Source organism: Exiguobacterium sp. USCH10, from assembly GCF_037619445.1.
Classification (GTDB): Bacteria; Bacillota; Bacilli; order Exiguobacteriales; family Exiguobacteriaceae; genus Exiguobacterium; species Exiguobacterium aestuarii_A.
Genome location: NZ_JAQPZO010000015.1, coordinates 21,851 through 44,372, shown reverse-complemented (window position 1 = coordinate 44,372; position 22,522 = coordinate 21,851). Strand labels below are relative to the sequence as shown.

20 protein-coding genes are annotated in these 22,522 nt (G+C 46.2%); 10 read left to right on the top strand and 10 right to left on the bottom strand.

Annotation, left to right across the window (positions count from 1 at the left end; all coding sequences use genetic code 11):
- Positions 1–675 carry a glycerophosphodiester phosphodiesterase gene (locus PQI28_RS15065; RefSeq protein WP_339963788.1) on the top strand — a complete coding sequence of 225 codons (675 nt, stop codon included), beginning with the start codon at positions 1–3 and terminating at the stop codon, positions 673–675.
- Between the two features lie 37 nt (positions 676–712).
- Here PQI28_RS15065 and PQI28_RS15060 read toward each other — a convergent pair whose 3' ends face one another.
- The 3 genes from PQI28_RS15060 to PQI28_RS15050 form a co-directional block, all read right to left on the bottom strand.
- Entirely contained in the window at positions 713–1,798 is a 1,086-nt protein-coding gene (locus tag PQI28_RS15060) for a GGDEF domain-containing protein (RefSeq protein WP_339963787.1), read from the bottom strand.
- A 119-nt stretch (positions 1,799–1,917) separates the two neighbouring features.
- Positions 1,918–3,213 (bottom strand): glycoside hydrolase family 32 protein, encoded by a 1,296-nt coding sequence (locus tag PQI28_RS15055; RefSeq protein WP_339963786.1) that lies wholly within the window; start codon positions 3,211–3,213, stop codon positions 1,918–1,920.
- Positions 3,210–5,567, bottom strand: a complete 2,358-nt coding sequence (locus PQI28_RS15050) for a glycoside hydrolase family 65 protein (RefSeq protein ID WP_339963785.1) — start codon at positions 5,565–5,567, stop codon at positions 3,210–3,212. The genes PQI28_RS15055 and PQI28_RS15050 overlap by 4 nt, the downstream gene beginning before the upstream one ends.
- A gap of 153 nt (positions 5,568–5,720) precedes the next feature.
- On the opposite strand from PQI28_RS15050, the gene PQI28_RS15045 reads away from it, so the two are divergent.
- The gene (locus PQI28_RS15045; RefSeq protein WP_214694443.1) at positions 5,721–6,434 is read left to right on the top strand and encodes a DUF1189 domain-containing protein; all 714 of its coding nucleotides are present in this window, start codon (positions 5,721–5,723) and stop codon (positions 6,432–6,434) included.
- On the opposite strand, the gene PQI28_RS15040 is transcribed toward PQI28_RS15045, so the two are convergent.
- Entirely contained in the window at positions 6,435–7,451 is a 1,017-nt protein-coding gene (locus PQI28_RS15040; protein WP_214694436.1) for a LacI family DNA-binding transcriptional regulator, read from the bottom strand. It lies immediately after the preceding gene.
- A 227-nt stretch (positions 7,452–7,678) separates the two neighbouring features.
- Here PQI28_RS15040 and PQI28_RS15035 point away from each other — a divergent pair, with 227 nt between their 5' ends.
- The 5 genes from PQI28_RS15035 (at position 7,679) to PQI28_RS15015 (ending at position 13,150) form a co-directional block, all read left to right on the top strand.
- The gene (locus tag PQI28_RS15035) at positions 7,679–8,956 is read left to right on the top strand and encodes an ABC transporter substrate-binding protein (RefSeq protein WP_339963784.1); all 1,278 of its coding nucleotides are present in this window, start codon (positions 7,679–7,681) and stop codon (positions 8,954–8,956) included.
- Positions 8,957–9,020: 64 nt separating this feature from the next.
- Positions 9,021–9,986 (top strand): carbohydrate ABC transporter permease, encoded by a 966-nt coding sequence (locus PQI28_RS15030; RefSeq protein WP_214734494.1) that lies wholly within the window; start codon positions 9,021–9,023, stop codon positions 9,984–9,986.
- A 12-nt stretch (positions 9,987–9,998) separates the two neighbouring features.
- On the top strand, positions 9,999–10,823 hold the full coding sequence (locus PQI28_RS15025) for a carbohydrate ABC transporter permease (protein WP_214694430.1): 825 nt from the start codon (positions 9,999–10,001) through the stop codon (positions 10,821–10,823).
- A gap of 11 nt (positions 10,824–10,834) precedes the next feature.
- Complete coding sequence (gene pgmB, locus PQI28_RS15020; RefSeq protein ID WP_339963783.1) at positions 10,835–11,485, top strand: beta-phosphoglucomutase; 651 nt, start codon at positions 10,835–10,837, stop codon at positions 11,483–11,485.
- A 54-nt stretch (positions 11,486–11,539) separates the two neighbouring features.
- Positions 11,540–13,150, top strand: a complete 1,611-nt coding sequence (locus tag PQI28_RS15015; RefSeq protein WP_339963782.1) for an alpha-glucosidase — start codon at positions 11,540–11,542, stop codon at positions 13,148–13,150.
- Between the two features lie 7 nt (positions 13,151–13,157).
- On the opposite strand, the gene PQI28_RS15010 is transcribed toward PQI28_RS15015, so the two are convergent.
- The 3 genes from PQI28_RS15010 to PQI28_RS15000 form a co-directional block, all read right to left on the bottom strand.
- The gene (locus PQI28_RS15010; protein WP_026825140.1) at positions 13,158–13,301 is read right to left on the bottom strand and encodes a hypothetical protein; all 144 of its coding nucleotides are present in this window, start codon (positions 13,299–13,301) and stop codon (positions 13,158–13,160) included.
- An 88-nt stretch (positions 13,302–13,389) separates the two neighbouring features.
- Complete coding sequence (locus tag PQI28_RS15005; RefSeq protein ID WP_339963781.1) at positions 13,390–14,532, bottom strand: sensor histidine kinase; 1,143 nt, start codon at positions 14,530–14,532, stop codon at positions 13,390–13,392.
- Between the two features lie 157 nt (positions 14,533–14,689).
- Positions 14,690–16,219 carry a multicopper oxidase family protein gene (locus PQI28_RS15000; protein WP_339963780.1) on the bottom strand — a complete coding sequence of 510 codons (1,530 nt, stop codon included), beginning with the start codon at positions 16,217–16,219 and terminating at the stop codon, positions 14,690–14,692.
- 130 nt (positions 16,220–16,349) lie between these two features.
- Between PQI28_RS15000 and PQI28_RS14995 the strand changes: the two genes are divergently transcribed.
- Both PQI28_RS14995 and PQI28_RS14990 read left to right on the top strand, forming a co-directional pair.
- Positions 16,350–18,362, top strand: coding sequence for a heavy metal translocating P-type ATPase (locus PQI28_RS14995; protein ID WP_339963779.1), 2,013 nt, complete (start codon positions 16,350–16,352; stop codon positions 18,360–18,362).
- Between the two features lie 58 nt (positions 18,363–18,420).
- Positions 18,421–19,356 carry a F510_1955 family glycosylhydrolase gene (locus PQI28_RS14990; RefSeq protein ID WP_339963778.1) on the top strand — a complete coding sequence of 312 codons (936 nt, stop codon included), beginning with the start codon at positions 18,421–18,423 and terminating at the stop codon, positions 19,354–19,356.
- An 18-nt stretch (positions 19,357–19,374) separates the two neighbouring features.
- Here PQI28_RS14990 and PQI28_RS14985 read toward each other — a convergent pair whose 3' ends face one another.
- From PQI28_RS14985 to PQI28_RS14975, 3 genes are read right to left on the bottom strand one after another with little or no spacing between them, the layout of a single operon-like run.
- Positions 19,375–20,784 carry a sensor histidine kinase gene (locus PQI28_RS14985; RefSeq protein WP_339963777.1) on the bottom strand — a complete coding sequence of 470 codons (1,410 nt, stop codon included), beginning with the start codon at positions 20,782–20,784 and terminating at the stop codon, positions 19,375–19,377.
- Complete coding sequence (locus PQI28_RS14980; protein ID WP_214784710.1) at positions 20,781–21,455, bottom strand: response regulator transcription factor; 675 nt, start codon at positions 21,453–21,455, stop codon at positions 20,781–20,783. Before PQI28_RS14980 ends, PQI28_RS14985 begins: the two co-directional genes overlap by 4 nt.
- Positions 21,456–21,476: 21 nt before the next feature.
- Positions 21,477–21,815, bottom strand: coding sequence for a hypothetical protein (locus PQI28_RS14975; protein WP_214784707.1), 339 nt, complete (start codon positions 21,813–21,815; stop codon positions 21,477–21,479).
- A 168-nt stretch (positions 21,816–21,983) separates the two neighbouring features.
- Here PQI28_RS14975 and PQI28_RS14970 point away from each other — a divergent pair, with 168 nt between their 5' ends.
- On the top strand, positions 21,984–22,448 hold the full coding sequence (locus PQI28_RS14970) for a DUF305 domain-containing protein (RefSeq protein ID WP_339963776.1): 465 nt from the start codon (positions 21,984–21,986) through the stop codon (positions 22,446–22,448).
- Positions 22,449–22,522 lie beyond the last annotated feature (74 nt).

Genomic DNA, 22,522 nt, shown 5'->3' with positions numbered 1-22,522 from the left:
ATGCTGATTTACGCACATCGTGGGTATAGCGCTAATTATCCGGAAAATACGTTGTCGGCGTTCGAGGCGGCCCTCCCATATGTGGACGGGATCGAGCTCGACGTGCAACTGTCAAAGGACGGTCGACTTGTCGTCATCCATGACGAGACCGTCAATCGGACGACGGATGGAACCGGGTGGGTAAAAGACATGACACTCCAGGAGCTACGTCAATTGAAGATTGACGGGTACGAACGCATCCCGACACTAGAAGAAGTGCTCGGCTTGATTGAACGGAGTGACATCACGCTGAACGTCGAATTGAAGACAGATCAATATGTGTATCCGGGCATCGAACGACTCGCCTGGCTCGCCGTCGATGAGTTTCACATGACAGGGCGCGTCGTCTTCTCCTCGTTCAATCGGGAGACACTCGTTCGAATGCGGGATGTGGCACCGCACGCACGCCTTGCCGTCTTGACACTCACGGGAGAGTCGGACATCGTCTCGTTCGCTGAAACGATTCGAGCCGAGGCGATTCACGCACAGTCCGAATTTATCGGTTCGAAAGTATGGGAAGAGATGCGACGGACGGCACTCGAGACACGTGTCTACACAATCAACGACGTGAAAGACCTGCCGCTGATGCCGGTGGCAGCCATCATGACGGATGAAGTTGAACGGTTCACAAAATAAGCAGACAAAACCCCGCTTCCATGGAAGCGGGGTTCGTTCACGTCATGATCGGTTCTGGTGATGCAACCGTCGAGACGACGACTTGGTTGCGCCCTTCATTTTTCGCCTGATAGAGCGCCGAGTCTGCGAGGTCGACCATCCGTTTGATTGGAAGCGAGGTACCGTGGGCGACCCCGACGGACGTCGTGATTTGAATCGGTGGAAAGTCGTTCAAGTAGAACGTTTCAGTAGCAATCCGTTCCCGAATCCGGTTGGCCACTTTATCCACCTTTTCTGGCGTCAAATCGTACATCAAGATGACAAACTCTTCGCCGCCGATCCGAGCGACGGTATCGTGTGCGCGAGTCTCCACCTTTAAAATGTCAGCGAACTGTTGCAAAACGAGGTCGCCATTTCCGTGACCATATGTATCGTTCACGTGCTTGAAATGATCGATATCGAGCGCGAGGATGTTGTACGTGCGGTCGTCCTCACCGAGCGAGGCGGTGTAACGGTCCCAGACGCGACGATTGAACAGACCTGTCAGATGATCTCGTTCAGCAGAGCGTTTATATTCAAGCGCACGTCGTGTCGTCTTTTCTAAGTCGATTGTGAGTATACTCGACAGCAGACCGACGAGCATGCCGACCATCCAAATGGTCAAGACGAGGGACACGTATGCTGTATTCCATCCCATATTGATGTAGACGGCAATCGAGATGACGAATAGCGCCCACACGTTTAAAAAGATGCTTTGTAAAAAGAGTCGTTCACGAAGCAAACGATGAATCCAGAGCATCCCGATACTGACGATGAACGTCGCGATAAAGGCGATGAAAGCTTGTTCTGTCATCCCGAACAAGAAACGCGTGCTCGCAATGACGAGTGTCGCAATAAACAAGGGTGCCCGAGCACCGTAAAACGCGAGTAGGACGAGCGGTAAGTGACGTAAATCCACACGTACCGTATCGTTGGCCTCGACGGCGTTGTACATCAAAAAAAGACCGAGCGCACCGGCCAATAGACCGATGATAAAGCTACGGAAAAATTGTGAATGGAAGAGCGTAGAATGATAAATCTTCGAGATGATGTAAAACCCGGTGAACGCAACACAGGCGTTCAGTAACAAGACGGTGAGTGTCATTCCTTCACGACCTTTTCGATAGACTATACGTTAACCGTAGCAGTCTCCAAAATAATGTCAATTATAAAATGTTTCGTAATATGCAAAAAAAGCAAATCCGAATTGATTTCGGACCTGCTTCATTCTCCTGACTCAAAGGAATGGTACATGATATTTGAAATGTTGCCAGTAAGGTGATGTTGTAATGTGTGATTGACTGGATAGATACGACTAGAAAAGACATACTCACCATCATTTACAAAAATTTCGATAGAAGAAGAATCGATGAATAGACGAACTCGTTCACAGTTAGCCTGAATTCTTCGTTCTGTTTTGTTTCGAACGAGTTGGATGTAGCCTTTAGCGACGGAAAGTGTAGCGGTACCTTGGAAGCAACTGAATTGAAATGCGCCTTGCACGTCAAACTCAAGCTCAAACGCTTTTCCTGAGAAAAAAGATGATTCGAGAGGGAAGGAACATTGACGTAACCATTTCATTTCTTCAATCGGAGTCATCCAGAGTCGATTATTCCTTATGCTTAATTCACGTGGTATGGTCATCTGGTTCGTCCAGCCTTCTCGTTGCTCCGGCCAATCTTGTTCCCACATCGCGTTCCAAGCAATCAAAATTCGTCTACCTTGATCATCGAGAAAGGTTTGTGCAGCGTAAAAGTCATGACCATAATCTAACTCGGAGAACGAACCATGTGTGAACTGTGTCGTAGTTACATCGAACTTACCTATGAAATAACCGCATTGATGTAGGTTGTGATAACGATCTCCTGTTGGTTCCATTCCTTGTGGAGAGAGTAACAATACATCATGACCATTCAGAGTAAAAAGATCGGGACATTCCCACATCCATCCATGCTCCCCAGTTCCCTCTGCCATGATGCCTTGTTCTCTCCAGTGAAGGGCATCATCTGATTCGTAGAGCACAACTTTTCCATTCAGTTCATCACGTGTACCAAGAATCATATAGAATTTATCGTTGTCAGCCCACACTTTGGGATCCCGAACATGGGCATTTCCATGTTCGGGAATTTCCGATATGAGCGGATTGTGTACACTTTTTTGAAACGATAATCCATCTATTGATGTGGCAAGACATTGAACTTGACGCAACGTTTCACGCTTTTCATCTAACCACGTGTTGCCTGTGTAATACAAATGAAGCATATCGTCTTTGATTAACGCACTACCTGAAAAAATACCGTCTCGATCGTAATCATCTCCTGGACGTAGAGCAATCGGCTTATGTTCCCAACGGATTAAATCTGTTGAGGTGGCATGCCCCCAATGCATATCATCCCAATTTACGCCAAACGGATGATACTGATAAAACAGATGGTAGACACCGTTGAACTGGCAAAGACCATTAGGATCGTTCATCCAACCAAAAGATGGCGCGAAATGGTAGATAGGACGATACGTCATACGGATAACACTTCACTTGTAAATGTGTCCGTAATAGTCTGTTTTTCGCCATAAATTTCGACAGTGAGTGGCTCAGTTGAAGGTGCACGACGTGTAAGCACAACTTTGTCATGTGATGCATAAATGTCGAGCGTTTCACCTTTCCAATTGATTGAGAAAGTGAGTTCATCCCAAGCTTCCGGCAACATTGGAGAAATTCGTAAGTTTCCACTGGTCATACGTACACCGCCAAAACCGTTTACGACAGCTTGCCAAATTCCACCAAGTGAAGCCGCATGAATACCTGCATCAGACGTTTTCATGTTTGGTCCCAGATCGATTTCAGAGGCCCGACGGAATAAACTGTAGGCAAGTTCGCGGTTACCGAGATCAGATGCAAGGACACTATGAGTTGAGAGAGAGAGCGATGAGTCGTGTAATGTCTTCGGTTCATAGTATTCCCAGTTTGCTCGTTTGACATCTGCTGAGAATAAATCTTCAAGCAAATACATCAAAATCATCACGTCTGCTTGTTTTGATACTTGAATCTCGTTGACTTGTTCTAGATTATAGTCATAGAACATGGAGCCAACGTTTTCTTGATTTTTGTATTTGCTCAAATCGATGATTTGTTTTTGCAAATACGTATCATCTTGTGGCAAGACTCCGTCTTCGCGCACTTGAGGCAAGTAAATCAAGTCAAGAACATGGCGGAATCGTGTTTCGGCCGTTTCCAAATCAAGCTTTTCGTTCAATTGTTGGAACAGGTTCGGTTTTTCAATACGTAACAATTCTACATACTCAATCGCTTTTTGAATGTTCCAGTGAGCTGTATAATTCGTGAATGCGTTATTGTTGACGTGTTCTTTATATTCATCTGGTCCGACGACTTGATTGATTTCATAACGGTCGTATGTTTCATTCCACTCAAGGCGACTCGCCCAGAATTTTGCGGTGTCAATTAAAAGCTCATATCCGTAATTGTCCATAAATTCTTGGTCACCCGTGACATGGTAATATTGCCAAGCTGCAAAAGCGACATCCGAGGTAATGTGTTGCTCGATAAAACCAGACCAAATTTTTGTTGCCTCACCTGTGACAATGTCTGCAGCACCCCAGATTGGTGTAACTTCACCGTCATCAAGCCATGCTGATTCCCACGGGAACATTGCGCCATCGTATCCATTCTCTTTCGCTTTCCGATGTGCCCCAGGTAGCGAGAGATAACGATACTCGAGCAAGCTGCGAGCGATTGTTGGATTCGTATACGTGTAGTAGGGCAGGATAAAGATTTCCGTATCCCAGAATGTATGTCCTTTATACCCTTCGCCGGACAAACCTTTTGCTCCAATGTTCATCCGATTATCATGCTTCGGTGTCATGACTGCAAGATGGTATTGAGCAAATCGGATTGCTAGCTGGTCGAACATATCTTTTGATTTTATAGTGATTGGCGTTCGTGACCAAACAAGCTCATCCCATGCTTGAACGTGTCTGTCGAGCAAGTGATCATACCCTTCCGATTCGATTTTACGTGTGACATCCAACGCAAGATCTGCGAGTTCTTCTGTCGAATCGACTGTCACTTCGTGATCACGAGAAGTGAAGACGGTCGAGTATTTTTCAATCGTAAATACTTCATTCGCTGGAATCTCAATATCCGAATAGTCAAAGAAAATTTGACGGCGATCCATTTTGATAATGGATGTCGGATTCATTGATTCACGTTGGTAAAAACGATGGACGCTATGGAAGACAAAATCGATGCCAGATTCAGTCGTCGTTTGGATCTGTTGCATAAAACGTCCGTCATAAAGTCGTTTGTTCCCTTCTAAGAAGTGCTGGACACCACTGTTTGTCGTTTGTCCATTAATACCTGAAGTAAGTGAGAGAACACTGTTTTGTTTCGGCGTTATGGTCACTCGTTGAGCAATTACGTGCAGATTATCCATTGAGACGAAGCGTCGGAAAGTAAGGTCGTAAACATTTCCATTCGGACTTTGCCATGTGATGTTACGTACGAGTTCAGCTTCTTTCAAATTAAGCGTACGGCGATAAGAAAGGATATTTCCCTGTGTCAAATCAAAACGTACACCGTCTAATTTGAACTCCATCCATAAAAGGTCTGCTGCATTCGGAAGTTCGGTCACTTCATTCTCAGCGAACTTATTGAATGTCCCGGCCACGAACAAGTTGCGTGTTTCATTCGCATAATGTTCTTCTGTGACAGAACGTAACCCCATGTAGCCATTTCCAAGAGAAAATACCGATTCACCTTTCCCGAGCCATTCCGGGCGAAACCCGTCTTCAGATACGAGCCAATGCTGTAAATCTTCTCTGCCAGTCGTATAGTTCATCAATGTATTCATCACCATATAACCTCCTGTATGATAAAGCGCTTTCTTGATTCGTCACCATTCTATCCGAAACGTTTCGGATATTCAATAGCGATTTTGCTATATTTTCTTTCAATTGTTTGAAGAACGTGATTAAATGGTGGCAGAAACGTTTTAGAAAAGAGGACTAACATGGAACAAATGATTGCTAGTTTAGGCTTTCAATTCGAGAAAGTGAAAACGTGGAGATCACAATCGATTTGGAAATCAATTTTTTATGTAGCGATTGCGGTCCTATTCGCCAATGCACTCGTATATGGAGTGAAATGGATGGGACAACCTGAGGTGGTTGAGGAAAACTTGCCTTCATTTCAGATAACGGAGGATGGTCTTCGGTATGAGCAGTCTTTTACGTTTGATGTTCCTGTTCTCGATTTGTCTGTAATGGTGGGAGAGGAACAGAAAACGGATGCACGCCAAACGCTAGTCCTTATGGAATCTGGTTGGGCATTCAAGCGAAGCGGAGTCGAGACAGATTTGGAAAGTTATCAGACGTTGCTTGATTTTGTGGGACGGTCAGACGTGGCAGAACGTGATTTAGACGTTTTATTAAAAGAATTGAACTGGTTCTATCCCATTTACGTGTACGGGGCTACTATGTTTGATTTGGTTTTGCATTTTCTGTTAATTTCCCTTCTGGCTCTAGCAGGTCTCGGGTTTCGACGCTTTGTACCGATTCGTTATAAAGAGGCATGGACCATTACAGCTTATGGCATCACAGCACCTTTGATTGTGCGTTCAGTTATTGAATTATTGCCAATCAATGTGTCTATGCTCTCTGTTTTATATTGGGCGACTGTCGGTATCTTTGCATTTATGACGATACGAAAAATCGGCGATGACTAATCATCGCCGATTTTTTGTGACCGATTCTCGCAGGATTAACTGATTATTGACGAAAGCTTCATGGGGCACATCCTGACCTTCTACAATATTGACAATCATCGATGCGGCTTTTCGCCCCATTTCATAAGGTTGTTGTCCAACAGTGGTTAACGGTGGGGATACGTACTGAGACAATAAGATATTGTCAAATCCGATGATTGATAGATCTTCTGGAACGTTTAAGCCGAGTTCTCTCGTTGCCTGGAGAACGCCAAGTGCCATGACATCGGATGCACAGAAAAACGCTGTCACTTCAGGGTGATTCAACAAAAAAGGAAGTGCTGCATCTTTTGAGGCGAGTTCTTCAAAATCTCCGTTTAACACATATTCTTCTTGGAAGTCGATTTCGTGATCGTGTAGCACTTGTCGATAGGCATCATATCGTACAGTCGAAACATAGGCGTGTGGTGCTCCGTTCATAAATGCAATATGTCGGTGTCCGAGTCGGATGAGATAACGAACGGCTTGTTTAGCGCTCTCGAGCTGATTTGAGGTCACATAACCTGTATTGATCCCTTCGACAGGAATGTCGACCAGTACGCAAGGTACTGTGCTTTCGATTGCCTCGAGTAAGTAGGGGTCGTCTCGTTTTAGTCCTTGAATAACAACCCCGTCTAGTTGACGTTCTGCGCACATTTGACTGTACGTTTTATTTTTTTGCTTTGAGGTCGTAGTCGATAAAAGAACGAACTCGTAATCAAGGTCAGACAATTCATCTGATACACCGCATAAAGTCTCGAACATAAAGTTATCTTTAATACTCTCGCGTTTTAAATCAGTGACGAGAAAGCCGATTGTCTTGGATTGCTTTTTGACCAAACTGCGTGCCAAAATGTTCGGGCTATAACCAAGTTCTTTAGCGACATTTAAAATCTTGTCCCGTGTCTCTTTGTTTACATCATCGTAGCCGTTTAAGGCTCGAGATACAGTTGTGATGGAAAAACCGGATGCTTTAGAAACGTCTTTTAATGTGGCCATCATACAATACTCCTTTATGAAAACGTTGTGAGTAAATTAAGTAAAATTTATAGGTACATCTAGTTTAGTCTGTATATGAATATCTTGTAAACCTTGAATTGAAAGCATTTTTTAAGGGTTTTAAAAAAGTTCTTGATTTCCGAAACGTTTCGGGTATAAAATCTAGTTGTGAGTTGAAAGCGGTTACTTTAATTTGGTCGACATTACACTTAAGGAGGAAATGATTGATGAATAAAAAAGTATCTAAGCCATTATCGATTGTTATGCTATCAGGACTTGTCTTTACTGCAGCTTGTGGTGGTGAAGAGAAGGCGCAAGTCGCTTCAGATCCATCTGAACTTGAAGGTAAAGAAATCACGGTAGGGACATGGAAAGGAACAGATGCTGAAGTAAAAGCATTCGATGAATTGTTAGCAGCTTTCACTGAAGAGACTGGAATCAAAGTTAAAAAGAAAGTCTACAATGATTATCAAACACAGCTCCAAACTGACCTCGTCGGTGGAACGGCACCAGATGTGTTTTATGTAGATGCTTTTTTAGCACCTGAACTTTCTAAACAAGGTGTACTCGAACCACTTGATCAATATATCGAACAAGCAGAAAAAGATTTAGGCGACTTTTATGAACCAGCCATTAATGCTTTTAAATCTGACGATCAATTATTCGGTCTTCCAAAAGATTATTCCACTCTCGGACTTTACTACAACAAAAAGTTGATTGAAGATGCTGGTTTCACAGCAGATGATATCCCGACAGAGATGGGGCAGCTTCCTGAATTTTTAGGAGAGTTACAAGAAAAGCTCCCATCTGGTGTGACACCAGCAATTACCACATCTGAACTCGCGCGTCATATGTTCGTCCTACAATCAGGTGGAACGGATATCGTTGATGAAAATGGAATGGCGGTATTGTCACAACAGGATCAAATTGAAGCATTGCAACCACTTGTGGATGCCTATCAAGATAAACTTGTTCAACGACCTGCTGATTTAGGGCAAGGATGGGCAGGCGATTCATTTGGAGCTGAAAAAGCGGCAATCATGATTGAAGGTAACTGGGCAATCTCGCATATCGAACAAAACTTCCCGAACGTTGAAATGGGGACGAAAGAAGTTCCTACAATTGACGGCAACAGTGGTTCGATGATGTTCACAGTCTCTTATTCGCTCAATAGCGATTCGGAAGAAAAAGCGGCAGGTTGGGAATTTATCAATTACGCGACTTCGAAAGACGGGATGAAGATTTGGTCTGAAGGAGCGGGTGTTCTCCCGTCGCTCAAATCAATCGCCGAAGAACTTAATCTTCAAGATGATGAATTGAAAGCACCGTTCGTTGCAGCCGGAGCTTATGCGACACCTTGGCAAAAAGGCGATTCTCTTTCAATTATTGCTCGTGAATACAACAACTTGTTACCTGCTGCTTTGAAAGGTGATATGACACTCGAAGAAGCGATGAAAAAAGCAGAAGAAACTGCGAATAAAGATATCGAGACGCAATTGAAATAAAGAAACAATTGGGCTCGCGTAATCGCGCGGGCCTCGTTTTGTTCGGGAAGGAAGGATCGATTATATGGGCACACAGCTCGAAATCAACCGGCGTACGGATACAGCGTCACAGGCACCACCACCTAAAAAAAAGAAAGGTAGTGAACGTGATCGCCGTGAAGCTGTACAAGGCATGACATTTATGCTGCCGACAATCATCATTTTAGTGACGTTCACGTTGCTTCCGATTGCGTATTCACTTTTCTTATCATTTACACGCGTGAATTTGTTCGGCGGCATCGATTTCCAATGGGTTGGCTTTGAAAATTACATCAACGCATGGAACGATGATCGGGTCTGGACGGCTTTAAAAAATACGTTCCGTTATGCTCTTTTTGTTGTACCGATTCAAACGGCAATTGCACTTCTCATGGCGGCTGTCTTAAATTCCGGGATTCGTTTTCAAAATACATTCCGGACTATTTATTTCTTGCCGACGCTTACTTCAAGTTCAGCACTCACCATGATTTTCATGTTTTTGTTCAGTTTAAATGGACCAATCAACAATGTTCTCGTCAGTTTGGGATTGTTAGATGCACCAATCAACTTCATCAACGAGACCGATTTTGCCCTCACGACCATAATGGTCATGAATATTTGGTCTACTGTCCCATTCTTCATGACAATCTATTTAGCAGGGCTACAGGATATCCCGTCTTCGCTTTACGAGGCGGCTTCACTTGATGGGGCAAATGCGTGGCAAAAACTGATGAAAATTACAGTTCCCAACCTTACTCCTGTAACGAACTATGTCCTGTTGATGGGCATCATCGGTTGTTTCCAATTATTTGACCAAGCATATATCATCTCAGGTGGAACCGGTGGGCCGAACAACGCCACACTTACATTCTCGCTCATCATTTATCAGTATGCGTTTAAGACCATTGGAACGATGGGATATGCGTCAGCACTGGCAATTATTTTGACAATCATCATCTTCACGGTTTCGATGATTGCTCGTAAGTTGAATAAAGAAGAATCGAACTATTAAGGAGGAATGGATATGAAAAAGAAAAAATGGCCGCGTATTGTCATGTATGTCATCCTCGTCTCTTACGCGCTCGTCACACTGTATCCATTCCTATGGGCAGTGCTCGCATCGTTCAAACCGTATAGCGAGATTGTAGCTGGGGGGCTTACACTTTGGCCAGAGAATCCAACGCTCGCAAACTTTGAACATATCTTTACGGAAGATCCGCTTTTTCCACGTTGGATTATGAACTCCTTTTTAATTGCAACACTAGGAACCATTGTGAACGTCATTTTTAACACAATGGCTGGTTATTCGCTTGCACGTCTTCGGTTTCCGGGACGTAACTATTTATTCCTGTTGATCTTGGCTGTCATGATGGTACCGGGACAAATCTTGCTCATTCCGAACTACTTGATCATGCGTTCGCTTGGAATTCTCGACACATACTCTGCGTTGATCATTCCCGGAGCCATCAACTTCTCCTACATCTTCTTGATGAGACAGTTCTTTATCAACTTCCCACGCGAAGTAGAAGAAGCTGCACAAGTAGACGGACTAAATCGATTCCAAACGTTTTGGCGTATTGTCTTCCCAATGGCGCGTGCATCGGTTGCAACGCAGGCCGTCTTCGTGTTCCTCGGGTTCTGGAACGAGTTCTTAAAACCGCTCCTTTACATCACATCACCCGAAAAGTATACGCTTACGCTCGGGCTTCAGTCATTTCAAAGTCAGAATGCCACGCAGTGGAACTACATCATGGCGGCTTCTGTCGTCAGTATCATTCCAATCATCATTTTGTACATCATGCTGAATAAGTACTTCATGCAAGGTTTACGAATTGGTGGAGATAAATAAGGAGAATGAAAATGAAAGCTTTTATTTTTGATCTAGACGGTGTCATCACCGACAGTGCCGAATATCATTACTTAGCATGGAAAGCGCTCGGAGAAGATTTGGGGATTCCGTTTGATCGAGCATTCAATGAGACACTCAAAGGTGTGAGTCGAACTGAATCATTGGAACGAATCTTACGACTTGGCGGCCGTGAGAATGACTTTTCTGCTGAAGAGAAGGAGCTACTTGCGACAAAGAAGAATGAACACTATGTATCACTTATTTCAAAAATTACGGCTGCAGATATCTTGCCAGGCATTGAAATGTTCTTGAAAGAGCTAAAAGAAGCAGGTTACAAAATCGGAATGGCGTCAGCATCGAAAAATGCTCAGATGGTGACGAGCCAACTTGGATTGCTTGAAGTGTTCGACCATATTGTTGATGCGGCAACTGTAATACATTCAAAACCACATCCTGAAGTATTTCTTAAAGCTGCTGAAGCGCTACGAGTCGATCCGAAAGAATGTGTCGGTATTGAGGATGCAGTTGCAGGAATCACGGCCATCCATGAGGCAGGTATGTTTGCCGTCGGAATTGGCGACCCACATGTCTTGACTGAGGCAGATGTTGTCTTCGAAGACACAACGCAACTCACACTAGAGAAGCTATTAGTTCGAATTTAAAAATGAAGCCTCGAGTGTTTGCACTCGAGGCATTTTTAACGAGGGGGAGTTTGAATGAAACAGACTTGGTGGAAAGAGGCCGTCGTATATCAAGTGTATTGGCGAAGCTTTTTCGATACAGACGGAGATGGATATGGTGATTTAGAAGGTGTGCGTCAAAAGTTACCGTACATTAAAGAACTTGGGGCGGATGTTGTCTGGCTCAATCCGTTCTATGTGTCACCGGATAAGGACAATGGATATGACATTGCCGACTATTATGGTGTCATGGATCGAGCAGGAACGATGGCGGATTTTGAACGTTTGTTGACAGAGGCACACGCACTCGGTCTGAAAATCATTCTGGATCTTGTCGTTAACCATACTTCGAATCAACATCAGTGGTTCTTGGAATCAAAGAAGGGCAAAGACTCACCAAAGCGAGATTACTATATTTGGCATGATCCAGTGCAAGGAAAAGCGCCAAACAATTGGCGATCATATTTTGAGCCGTCTTGTTGGGAATGGGATAAGCACAGCGGTCAGTATTATTACCATTCATTCGCCGTCGAACAACCCGACCTCAATTGGGAGAATGAAGAATTGCGTCATGAAATCTATAAGATGATGCGGTTTTGGCTCGATAAAGGTATTGACGGATTTCGAATGGATGTCATCAATCTTCTCGCAAAGCGAAAAGACTTATCTGATGTCGAAGATCCATATAATTTGAGTTACTTAGCTAATAATCCCGGGATTCATGAGTACCTTCAAGAAATGCATGAGGAGGTACTGCGGCACTACGATTGCATGACGGTCGGTGAGATACCGTTCGTAACACCGAAAGAAGGCGCACTCTATGTAGACGAGGAACGTCATGAGCTAAATACGTTGTTTCATTTCCAAATCGCCGATGAGATGCCGACTTGGGATATGCTTCGCTTCAAAGAAATTCAGCGCGATTGGTATGAAGGGTTGAAAGGGAAAGGCTGGAACTCACAATTTTTAAACAATCACGACCACACGCGTCAGGTTACTCGATATGGGAATGATGGGGAACATCGTGTTGCATCGGCAAAGCTATTGGCAACCTTGACGCATACATTGCCCGGAATACCTTATATTTATCAAGGTGAAGAAATAGGGATGACTGGTGTCACGTTTGATTCGATTGAAGATTATCAAGATATAGCGATGAAAAACCGGTATGCAGAAGAAGTGAATAAAGGACGGAATGAAAATGACGTATTGACCAGCTTGCAACTATTAAGTCGAGATAACTCGCGGACGCCAATGCAGTGGAATAACAAAAAAGAAGCTGGATTTACACAAGGGATACCTTGGATGAGTGTAAATAAAAATTACGTTGAGTTGAATGTAGAAATGGACTTGCAACGCGAAGATTCAGTGTTTCGTTACTATCAACGTTTGATTCAATTAAGGAAATCAAATGAAGCACTTGTGTATGGTGAGTTTAAAGACTTGCTTCCAAATGATGAAACGTTGCATGTATATGAGCGTTCTCTGAGAGAAGAACAATTTTTGATCATTCTCAATCATTCGGATGATTCTCACCCTATACCCGTATCGACAGCGTGTTATAATCTCGTCTTACAAAATCTAGACAATGAGACCAATCAGTTGCGACCGTATGAAGCAAGAATCTATAAGAAGACCATCAAATAGGTGGTCTTCACGCTTTTTTCTTCGTTCCCCGAAACGCAAAGAACATAGCGATGCCGATACCAATCCCGAGCCACCAGTTATCGAGGGTGAGACCAAAAACGACGGCGAACACGACGGCGACCGGGATGGATAAGTATCCACGTTGTTTCATCTTGAGTTCCTCCTCTCTTCATCAATTCTCTATTCCCGAAATTGAATCGCTTTACATCACGAAATGAAAAAACGTCCGACTGATCGAATCAGTCGGACGTGATTGGTAAGGATGTTCGTGGCAAAGGACAAGTATGTCTTGTATGAAGCTCAATGGTGAAGGTCGTTCCCTCGCCGTAAACGGAATCCGCATGGATGACCCAACCATGGGCTTCAGCGATTCGTTTGCAAATCCGTAGACCGAGTCCTGTACCTTTAATCGATTGATGGGCGATCGAGTCGACGCGATAGTACTCATCAAACACATACGGAAGCGCATCTTCCGGAATGCCGATACCGTTGTCTGATACGGACAAGATGACCGTACCGTCACATTCCTCGACATGTGTATGGACCGTACCACCGTCGGGAGAATATTTGATGGCATTGCCGATCAAGTTATGGAGCAATTGCCGTAACTTTTCTGAATCTGCTTGAATCCATACGTCATTCGTCTCAAACGTCACCGTGTGAAGCGGCGAAGTCGATTGATAACTCGCCATAACTTCCTCTAACAGGGGACGAAGCGCAAACGTTGAGACATTCAATTGTTCGGCCGAATAGCTTTCTTTTTGGTAGTCTAAAAAATTATCGACGAGTCGCTCCAGCCGCTCCGACTCTTGTTTCACTTGTTCCAACATGTGATACGACTTCTCGGAACCTTCATGACGCGCCATCAACAATTCGGTAAATCCATGGATTGCGGTCAACGGGGTACGGAAGTCATGAGACAACTCGGCGAGAAATGCATCTTTTCGTTCTTCAAAGCGGACGGCTTCCGTCTGATCACGCCACATGATGAAGACGCCCCGAGGTGTCCGGGTAAAATTGAAGATCAAGTGTAGCGTCCGGTCATCGAATTGAATTCGGCGTGACGTCATGCTTGGCCATTTCTCTGTCTCGCACTCAAGCAATTCTTGGATCAAATAGGTGACTTGCGCCATGTCGGCACCGTGCTCTTCGAACGTCGTATACAGAAATCGAGTCAATGCTTCCATCGAGGTGAACGATTGGGTCGTCATCGAAGGGCACCAGTGATGAAGGAGGTCATTTGTATAGAGACGATGTTTCGAAAAGTCGATATAACACATCGCATCTTGCACTTCTTCTACAATCGAAGCGATGGAGAACGTATGGCGCTTCTGTTTTTGACGAGCGGATTGTTTTTGCCTTACCCTTCGAAATCGATGCATCCAATTACCTCCTCGCAAACATTTGTACATTCATTCACAACAAGTATACGACATCCGAGCAGGAATCCCTATACGGGCAATAGTCCTAACAGAAATGGAACGGAATTGGGACGGGCGTGCAAAACACCTCTCCGCTGCGTGAACGGAGAGGTGTGATTTATTCAGTCACTTTTAATTGTCCCATCATCCCGTTCTCTTCATGCTCGAGGATGTGACAATGATACATGAACGTGCCGGTTTCGGTGAAGGTAAGTTCAATTTTCACCCGTTCATCAGGAGCAACAGCGACCGTGTCTTTCCAACCTTTCTCATGATCGGTTGGTGGGTTGCCGTCCCGACTGATGATTCGGAACTGGACGCCGTGAATGTGGAAAGGATGCGTCATCCCACCCATCATGTCAGGTTTATTTTCAATCTCCCACACTTCGGTGTCTCCGCGTTTCGCTTCGATATCGATACGTTCCGGGTCATACGTTTTTCCGTTGATCGACACCATATTCCCCATTCCAAACAGCGTGAGTCGGCGATCTGCTTTCTCATCTGTCGAGCGCTCTATCGTTTCGGTCGTCGGAATATCGATGGATGCCTTGTCAAGTTCACCGACACGAAACGTGGTGAACGTTACCCCGTCCGCTTCTAAGGCCACGTCATCTTCTACTTGTGAAAAATCAATCAGCACCTCGGCCCGTTCGCCTGGTGTCAACGAGATGGTCTTCATCTCGACCGGACGCTCTAGCGGACCGCCGTCTCCTGCGATTTGCGTCATAACCTCCCCGTTTGATAGCGTGAAGTCGAAATCACGTGCGTTCGAACCGTTGACGAGCCGAACACGGAGCGTCTCAGTCTGAACATCAAACGTAGTGTTGATGGCTCCGTTCGCAAGAATCGTATCGCCCGTCGTCCCGTCGACATTCATATGGGCATCGTAGTCAAGTTCACCATCTTTTGTGAAGAGTCGATCCTGTACGATAAGCGGGATGTCGTCGACACCGTAGTCATTCGGGAGACCAGTCTGAGCATCGTCGGTCACATAAAGAAGACCGGCGAGCCCTTTGTAAACTTGTTCAGCTGTCGATCCCATCGGATGGGGGTGAAACCAAAGCGTACTCGGTTCTTGGTCGATATCGAGTCGAACTTGTGCACGTTCACCCGCTGCTACAGCTTGATGCGGTCCCCCGTCCATGTCGGAAGGAATGACGAGACCGTGCCAATGAAACGTTGTGGGTTCATCCAATCGGTTGATGGTATCAATCACAACCGTCTTTCCTTTTGGGAGCTCGAGCATCGGTCCGAGCAAGTCTCCGTTATATCCGAGCGTCTCCGTTTTCTTTCCATCTTGGAAAAATTGAGACATGCCTTCAGTCGCTTCTACCGTGTAGTAGACAGTATCTTCCGTGACGCGGTCTGGCTGTAAGGCAGTCGGAATCGGAAGCGGCTGTTCCGGTTCATCCGATGCTTGGAGATCTTGGGTCGCACCGTGTCCCATCGGTCCGCTATTGCCATCCATTCCGTTATTCCCCATCATGTGGTCACTCATTTGCCCGGTCGACGAATCATTTCCCATCATATGATCTTGATCCATATTGTTGTTATGGTTCCATGTCCCGTTGAAGAGGACGACTAGTAAGACGAGGATGACCCCAATCAAAATCCCCGTCAACAGGAACCACATTCCTTTTGATTTCATCTGATAACACTCCTTCATTGTTCAGTCCTCACTTTGTTGTACCACCTAATTGTGAAAGAAACATGAAAGTCCAAATCCGTTTAGTTGTATACCGCATAGGGGTATACAATCCGTGTAAAGGAGAGGATAAATGATGGAACATGAACACAATCAACACCATGAACATCATGAGGAGAGTCACGATTCTCATCATGGCGGACACGGACACGAGCATATGATTGACGATTTCAAACGACGCTTTTTCGTATCGCTCGGTCTGATGATCCCGATTTTATTATTGTCGGACATGATTCAAGAATGGCTACGGTTCGAACTCGATTTTCCGCTTGAAAAGACCATCTTATTTGTGTTGGCGACGATTGTGTATGTATACGGAGGATGGCCATTCTTGAAAGGGAGTGTAGAGGAGCTGCGGGATCGTAGCCCGGGCATGATGATGCTCATTGGCTTGGCGATCAGCGTCGCTTATTTTTATAGCGCAGCTGTCGTCTTTGGATATGGAAGCGGACATGACTTCTTTTGGGAACTCGCTTCACTGATTGTGATCATGCTACTCGGACATTGGATTGAGATGCGCTCTGTCATGGGGGCGTCAAATGCATTAGAACAACTCGTGCAACTGCTCCCGAACGAGGCGCATCGCATCAATGGGGAAGAAACGGAAGACGTCCCGATCTCTGAACTGAAGGAAGGAGACCGAATCCTCGTCAAACCGGGGGAACAGGTACCCGTGGATGGGAAAATCATCAAAGGACGAACGACGATCGACGAGTCGATGTTGACCGGCGAATCGGTCCCGGTCGAAAAGACAGAAGGCGAAGATGTCATTGCGGGCTCAATCAACCAAGAAGGGAGTTTGACGATTGAAACGATTGGTACGGGAGAAAGCACGTACTTGTCAAAAGTCATCGAATTGGTGAGCGAGGCACAAAAATCGAAATCACGGGCTCAAAACCTAGCGAACCGTGCGGCGAAATATTTGTTTTACATCGCGATTGCCGCTGGGGTCATCACGTTCACCATCTGGTTCATGCTCGGTTACTCGGTCGGGACGGCGGTCGAACGGATGGTGACGGTCATGGTCATTTCATGTCCCCATGCACTCGGACTGGCGACACCGCTCGTCGTTGCCGTCTCGACAGCGCTATCGGCGAAACAAGGTCTCCTCATCCGAAATCGGACTCAATTTGAAGAAGCGCGTCGCCTCGATGCGGTCATCTTTGATAAGACGGGTACGTTGACGGAAGGCAACTTCGGCGTCACGGACGTACAAGCGAGCTCATCTTTCACAGAAGAAGATGTATTGCGATTAGCTGGAGCTGTCGAACGGGAGTCGCAACATCCGCTTGCTCAAGGAATTTTGCGAGAAGCCGAGAAACGGGAATTGAAGCTGTCGACTGTCGACAACTTCGGTTCGATGACGGGTGTCGGATTAGAAGGGACGGTCGACGGAGCGCATGTTCAAGTCGTCAGTCCACGTCATATCCGTGAACAACACATTCAAATCGATGAAGAGACGTTCGCACGACTTTCCGAAGAAGGAAAGACCGTCGTCTTTGTCTTGAAAGACGGAGAATGGGTCGGGATGATCGCAATGGCCGATCTAGTACGGGAAGAGGCGAAGGAGACCGTCGAGGCCCTTCGTGAAAAAGGTGTCCGTTCCATCATGTTGACGGGGGACAATGAGAAGGTCGCACATTGGGTCGCAGGTCAGCTGGGCATCGATGACGTGTATGCCGAAGTATTGCCGGACGACAAGGCGAACCAAGTGAAGGACGTCCAGAAAGATGGGAGTAAAGTAGCGATGGTCGGAGACGGAATCAATGATGCCCCGGCACTGGCACAAGCGGATGTGGGTATCGCCATCGGAAGCGGGACGGACGTTGCCGTCGAGACGGCAGACATCGTCCTCGTCCGCAGTAATCCGAAAGATGTCTTATCGATATTGGAACTTTCACAAAACACGTATCGAAAAATGATACAAAACTTGTGGTGGGCCGCTGGTTACAACATCGTCGCCATCCCACTCGCTGCAGGCGTGTTGGCGCCAATTGGCATTATCCTGTCACCAGCCATCGGTGCGGTCTTGATGAGCTTGAGCACAGTCATTGTCGCTATCAACGCCCGACTTTTGAAGATTTAACAAGTTTTTCATTTTTAGCATGTATGCTAGATGGGATGCTAATGATGGAGGGATCGAGATGAAACGAACGCTAATGTTGTCACTAGCCCTGACGCCACTGCTTTTATCAGCTTGTGGAGCGGAAGAGGCACCGTCAGACACTAATCAATCAGAGAGCGCAACGACAGATGCATGGCAACGCGTCGAGGGGGATGAGATGGTCTCCCATATCCACGGGGCAGGATTTTGGCAAGATGACGAACGTCCTGTCATCGCAACACATGCTGGGTTGATGGAATATCGAGAAGACGGTTGGTACACGCTTCCGACAAATCGCCATGACTATATGGGGTTTGAAGTCGTCGAGGATGGATTTTACGCAAGCGGTCACCCCGATCGTCGGACAGATTTCAAAAATCCACTTGGGGTCATGCATGGAAAAAATCATGGGGCGGTACTCGAGAGTCGGTCGCTTGAAGGCGAGGCAGATTTTCACTATATGAGCGCCGGTTATGCCACGGGTACACTCTACGTTTATTTGGAAGAAGCGACCTCGGAGCTAGAGCCGGGATTTTATCGTTCCATCGATGGTGGGAGCTCATTTGAACCGATGCAGGTACAAGGAATAGAGGAGGCGCAAGTGGCAGGAATCGTCGCCGATGCGACGGATGCGGAGCGCGTCTTCTTCTATGGACCGTCCGGCATCCTCGTTTCGAATGACTCTGGAGATTCGTTCGAGCCACTTGTTGAAGCAGAACAGGTTGTCACGGTCGGAGCAGATGAGGGGCAGTTGGCCTACGTAAGACAGACAGATGGTTCTTTCGAAGGGGTTCGTTTCAACTTAGACGATGAGTCGACAGAGACGTTCAATCTTCCAGAGCTTCAAGCGGACGCTGTGCCAATCGAATTGGCAGTCAAAGAGGAGCGCATGTTGCTTGTCACATCGGATAACAGCGTATATGAGTTTACAGACGGGGAATGGGAGATGCGCCTCAACAAAGGTGAGCTCAACTGATCAAAAGACGCCTTTCCATTAAAGGATAGGCGTCTTTTTGTCGAGTGGAAGCATGACGGTGAAAGAAGTGCCCGATGCGTCAGAGGTGACTGTCAATTCTCCGCCGTGACGGTTGACGATTTGGTCAGCGATGGCGAGTCCGAGTCCACTGCCACCGGTCTGTCGGGACCGTGATTTTTCCACACGATACAGGCGGTCAAAAATGTGCGGTAAATCTTCTTCAGGAATGCCTTTCCCGTCGTCTGTAATGGTCAGGATCAGGTGAGTGTCCGTGACGTTTGAGAGCAGGGAGACATGTGTGGCCTCACTATGTTCAATCGCATTATGGGCAATGGAGCGGAAGACTTGGAGCATCCGGTGCCGATCCAATGTAAGAGCGATGTCTTGTTGTCCCGCGTTCGGTGCAGCATCGAAGCGAATCGTCGTCATTCGGAACATCGTATCGAGCATTCGACGTAAGTCCGCACAAAACGTCGTGACGGTCACTTCTTCTCGATGCAACAAGAACGTGTTTTCATCGAGCTGTGCCAATTGAAACGCATTTTCGACGAGTTCCGTGAGCGAGCGGCTCTCATCTAAAATCGTTTGAATCGACTGTTGCCGAAGCGGTTCTGGAGTGCTGTCTTTCGAAGCGATTTCGGCATATCCTCTCAAATAGGTGAGGGGGGTCTTGATTTCATGCGAGAGATCGGATAAAAACTGATGTCGCTCACGTCGCAGTCGAGATAATTCAACCGACATCGATTCAATCGAACGTGCCAATTCTCCGATTTCATCCACTCGATTCGTCGGTAACTGTAAATCGTCCGGGTTCGTGAGGACGTTCTCCGTCGCCCGTCTCAATGACTCGATCGGTTTTGAAATGAGACGGCTTAGGAGAATGAAGGTCAAGATCGTCGTCACGAGTGCGATGGCCGTGATATATAAAAATCGCAACTGAAGGCGGTGACTGATTCCATGAATGATTTCAGTCGGTAAAAACATATAGACATATCCATATTGAGTGCCGGTATCATCCACGATTGGCGTACGAACGCTCAAGTACGGCTCATTCTCCCAATCGTCCTCTAAAATAGTCGTGTCATCGAAAGGTCCGATGCGCTGTTTCGTATCGACAGTATCGACTAAGACTTGAGGGAAGGAACGGGAAGCCTGTAGGAGGTCATGTGCAGAGTTTGTGATGGCGACTTTCGTGTCGGTCTCACTTTCCATCGTGGCGACATGACCGATTGTCTCCTCTGAAAAGTTCATCGCCAACACGTTCGCATGGCTCTCTGCCCTCGACTCGAGACGATCGATTTCTTCTACAACGCGCTCTCCGAGTAACGTGTGATAAAGGAGAAGGAATAACACGCCTTCAATCAACAACGTCGATAAGAGGAAGACGAGGCTGATGCGAAACGGGAGGCTATCGCGACTCCGCTTCATCCGGAACGCTCCTCGGTCCATCGATAACCACGTCCCCAAACGGTCTTCAAATAGTCGTCGATTGGAAAGCCGGCATCCCCTAACTTTTCTCGAATCATACGAATATGTGCATCAACCGTACGTGGGTCGGATTCGGCAGAGTATGGCCAGACGAGGTCATATAAATCCAAACGGTTAAACAGGCGATTTGGATGTTGAAGGAACAGTTTCAGGATGGCCGTTGCTTTCGGCGTGAGGACGATTTCTTGTTCCTCATAGAGGATCCGTCCGCTCTCTTCGTCATATCGTAGCGGACCGTATTGGATATTGACGACGCGGGTCCGTCGTAAGACGGCACGAATTCGAGCGAGGAGGACGTTTCCGTCGAATGGTTTCGTCACGTAGTCGTCTGCTCCGGCATCTAATCCTCGGATGGTCGTCTCGTTGTCTGAACGTGCCGTCAACAAGACGACGGGTAATGACGGGTCTATCGTCTTTAACTGTCTACAAAGCGAGATGCCATCTACTTCTGGCATCATAATATCTAAAAGGACGAGGTCCGGGCGTTCTTCGATTTTGTCGAGTGCCGAGCGGGCATTACTCGCCTCGATGCACGTGTACCCGTCACTTTCAAGAAACAGACGAATCAAATGTCTCATTTTTTCTTCGTCATCTACAATGAGGATCGTCATCTTACAATCCCTCCTTCCTCTTTATCGTTCCGCGTGCTTCGCGTGATTTCCTTCTGTGCCAAAAAGAGCCTGCAGTTGTTCACATGCGCGTGAGATGTCTCGACAGTAAATGACCGGTACTCTCGCATCAATCGGTCGATCTGTGACGATGGCCACTGCGCCGTTACGAATGGCGGCCTTCACTAAATCGACACCACGTTCATTGATCGGACGTTTGCATACATATAAAAACATTTTTTTTATTTTTTCTGGTGTCGCCCCGACCCCGTGAATCGCCATCTCTTCTGGACGGTCGAGATACGACCAAGATAACACAGAATCTAGTGTTGCCAATACGTCACGCAATGTCAGCTCTTGCATTGTCGTTCCCCTTCCTTGCAGAATCTCAATTTCATTAGTCTACCCGACGTTTGTGAAAAAGAAGTGAAAAGTGTCAAGAACGTGCCATGGCTAAAAGACATGCAGGTTTGAGTGCAGCACAAGTAGGTAAAAGTACTTCTACATGCATAACAAGAAAGGGTGAACGAGATGAAATCGTACGGTAAATTTGGAATCATGATTGTGGTCTCTACATTTATTATGTATTGGCTCATGTATTTGAACGTCTTTCAAATCAATCATATCTTCTTTAGTCAGACGAGGTTGTATATGGCACTCATCATGGGATCGGTCATGGCATTCGTCATGCTTCTCTTTATGTGGGGGATGTATAAGAATAAAACCCTCAACTTTATCATTCTAGGGGTCAGTGCCCTCGTCTTCAGTGCCTCGCTCTGGCTCGTACGTAGTCAGACGACGGTCGATGACGTCAGTTGGATGAAAGCGATGATCCCGCACCACTCGATTGCCATCTTGACGAGTGAGCGCGCTGAAATCGAAGACCCGCGCGTCAAAGAACTGTCGGAAGAAATCATCAAGGCGCAGCGTCGTGAAATTGAAGAAATGAAGCAGTTGATTAAAGATTTAGAGGAAGAAGAAGAGAATCAAGAGTAACAGACATACACAGCCGATCGGCTGTGTATGTTTTTTTGCCTTTAGGAAAAATGAGGGAAGTAAGTTAGAATTTG